At 62.8% G+C, this 1988-nt stretch carries 1 protein-coding gene; it reads left to right on the forward strand.

Translation table 11 applies throughout. The annotated features are described in order from the left end of the window. Positions 1-395: 395 nt before the first annotated feature. Positions 396-1988: hypothetical protein (locus ACFUOZ_RS21320; RefSeq protein WP_377552028.1), on the forward strand; the 1593-nt coding region annotated here is incomplete at its 3' end.

Here is a 1988-nt window from a genome sequence, read left to right on the forward strand (position 1 = left end):
GCACAGGGCAAAATCCACGGACTGGCTGACGCTACGGCGCTGCGCCGCTCCGGCGTCATCGCCTGGTGTCTCAATCACGGAAAACCCCGCGCCCCCCACCACGATCCCTACTGGGCGGACCACTGTTCTCAAACGAATCCACTCCTGTCTCTGCTTAGGCCAGCCCACGGGCTGACGCGTTTTGCACATTGCCTTCACCTGTACAGCGGGGGGTGTTTGACGAAACACCCAATTCGTCAAACACCCCCCGCTGTACAGGTAGGACTCCCTTACTCCCTGTCCCAGGAGTCCTCGGCCCACGAGGCCGTCCTACCTGAAGAGATGAGAATGCGTTGAGAGAGAAACCTGGACCCTCCCGAACCGGGACAGTGCCCGGCCGGACGGACCGCCCTCTGATGAAGGCAGGCAGCGCGACCGTTCTGGGAGCCGTGGCGGCGGCAGCGGTTGCTGGTGGTTCTTTGGCCACAGCCCCGGCTGCCTTGGCCACGGATTCGTGCGGGATGAGTGTCGGAGTTGCCTTAGACGCCACGTGGAGCCTGACAGATGCAGAATGGGCCGAGGAACAAGCCCAAACGGCCAGCTTCGCCAAGACTTTAGGGCAGGGGCCCGGGATGAAAGTCTCCGGTGTCCAATTCGGATTCACAGGCCCGGGCCTGTGGGGAAACGGCGATCCCGCCGACCCGCTCGATGTTGACCGGAGCAAGACACTTCCGGGCAACACGATGTTCCACAACGTTGATGTGACCACCATTGCCGGGGCTGAGGACGCGGCCAACCGGTTCCTGGGCTTCTCCCGTTCGGAGGAAGCCACTGGTGTCGCAGCCCGCAGGACCAACTGGGAAGCCGGTCTTCGCTCGATGCTCGGCAGCGGGGTCGACAAGTTTGTCTTCATCACCGATGGTGTTCCCAACGCGTGGGGCTCCACAGCCGGTGACCTTACCGCCAACGGTGATGTCACACTTCAACAGGAAGCGCTCGATGGTGCCGCACGCGCCGTGGCTGACCTTCGCGCCGAAGGCATCGAGGTCATTCCACTGTTCGTGAAGTCCTCCGCACCTGGCCTGCACGGCATGAACGACCCGGTCCCGGGATCGGCAACATCCGCGGCTGATATCGAACGGGCCATGAAGGTTCTGAGCCCGTCCTTCACGATCGAGCATGCACTGTCGATCAACGAGGTGGCCGCCACGATGGCCTCGGAGGTCACGGTTTCCTGCACACCGGGGCTGGCCCTGGATAAGTCCCATAGCCACGAGGACACCAACGGCAACGGCCGCCCGGACGCCGGTGACACGGTGGTCTACCAGTTCACCATCACCAACAACGGACAGACGCCGTTGACGTCCCTGGACTTGCAGGACCCCAAGCTGACCTCCCTTGGAATCTCTTGGTCCTACCCCTTCACTTTCAGCGGAACTCTCGCCGCTGGCGAAACCACCACCGCGACCGCGGCACCGTATGTGATCACCCGCGAGGACGAATGGGCTGGTGGCATCGACAACGTCGCCACCGTGACCGCCGTGAACCCGTGGAACCCTGGCAAGAACCCGCCCAAGCAAACCGACACCGACACCCAGCCCGTAAAGGGGCTGCCTCCTGTGATTGATCTTGAGAAGACAGTCAAAGAACTCAAGGACATCAACGGCAACGGCATCACCGACAAGGGCGACATCGTCGTATACGGGTTCAAAGGAACCAACACCGGCACCCTCCCCCTGACCGATGTGACGCTCACCGATGCCATGCTCGCGGCGGTAACCCCTCAGCCGGTGGCGCTGGTTGCCGAGGACGGCTTCGACGGCAAGGTTGCCCCGGGAGCCTCCACCACCTGGACCTCCGGTGAATACACACTGACCCAGGCCGATGTCGACGCCGGCATCGTGCACAACACCGCGGACCTGACCGGCATTGGCGTCGATAAGAACAAGACTCCGGTCAAGGACACCGACGACGCCGATGTAGCCCCCGACCAGAAACCGGCCATCGAG

It is taken from the genome of Paenarthrobacter sp. NPDC057355, from assembly GCF_042667405.1.
Lineage (GTDB): Bacteria > Actinomycetota > Actinomycetes > Actinomycetales > Micrococcaceae > Arthrobacter.